Source organism: Psittacicella hinzii (assembly GCF_003585885.1).
Taxonomy (GTDB): Bacteria; Pseudomonadota; Gammaproteobacteria; order Enterobacterales; family Psittacicellaceae; genus Psittacicella.
In genome coordinates this window covers 1-1,065 of record NZ_NRHC01000092.1, presented here as the reverse complement: position 1 = coordinate 1,065, position 1,065 = coordinate 1, and the positions used below count along the sequence as shown (strand labels likewise).

1 protein-coding gene is annotated in these 1,065 nt (G+C 34.1%); it reads left to right on the top strand.

Annotated elements, in window-relative coordinates:
- Nucleotides 1-1,049, top strand: a 1,049-nt coding sequence (locus CKF54_RS06635) for a transposase (protein WP_147396834.1), incomplete at its 5' end; no start/stop codon positions are given.
- Nucleotides 1,050-1,065: the final 16 nt, after the last annotated feature.

Below are 1,065 nucleotides of genomic sequence, written 5' to 3'. Positions count from 1 at the left end.
CAGTTACGTATGATAATGACCTAATTGAAAGAGGTTATAATCGCGATAAAGACAACCTTCCCCAAATGAATTTTGCTCTAATTATCGATGAAGTTACGGGTATACCTATCAACTTTGACCTTTACCACGGTAGCACTACTGACGTAACTCACTTCAGATCTAGATTTAATGAGTTATTACCAGACTCTTCAGAGAATGAAATTAGCATTATCTGTGATACTGGTTGTGTTTCTACAGATATTATCGAGGATCTAAACAGTCAAGGGCTTGGAGTAACCACCTTATTAAGAGAAAGCACTAACGCATTTAAAGAATGTGTTGAAAAGACGTACGATATCATTGAAAAACAAGGTGATTACCTGTTTGACGAAGATGTGTACACTATGCAAGTTCCTGTTATGTGTGGTGATACACCAATGACTGCTAACGTATTCTTCAGTACTGATCTTTATAGAGAAGAGTTCCGTATCGAACGTAGCAAAGTTGAGAAAGTCATGGAAGAAGCTAAAAATAACACTATAAGCTTCGCAAAACAAATTAAGAAGCATGATGGTGTTGTTGATGTTGTTCCAATGAATGACGGAGATGTTCAAATCTATAAAGCTGTATTTAGCAACGAGAAATTCAAAGAAAACACTAAACACTGCGGCATCTTTGTTGTAATCGATAACAATGGTAAAGACGCAAAAGAATGTTTATTAGATTATCGCAGACGTAACTTTATTGAGTTAATGATGAGAATAATCAAGCATATCTTTGGCTGCAGAGTTTACCGTACTCATACAAAAGAGACATCGTTAGGTAAAGCGTTAAGTATCTTTATTTCTCTAATTATCTACAATGAACTTTCAAATCGCATTAAAGGTAGATCAGCTACTAAGAAATTAACAATTCTTGATGCTATAACAGAATTGAATAAAATCAGAGTCTATAAATTAAAAAATGGTTCTGTTGGTATTAGTCCAATTACTGGTAAGCAAAAAGAAATATTAAAAGCTGTAGGTCTGAGTGAAGAGCAATTCATAAAAAGAATTGAACGTCATTTATAGTCCGCTGATTGTAAAA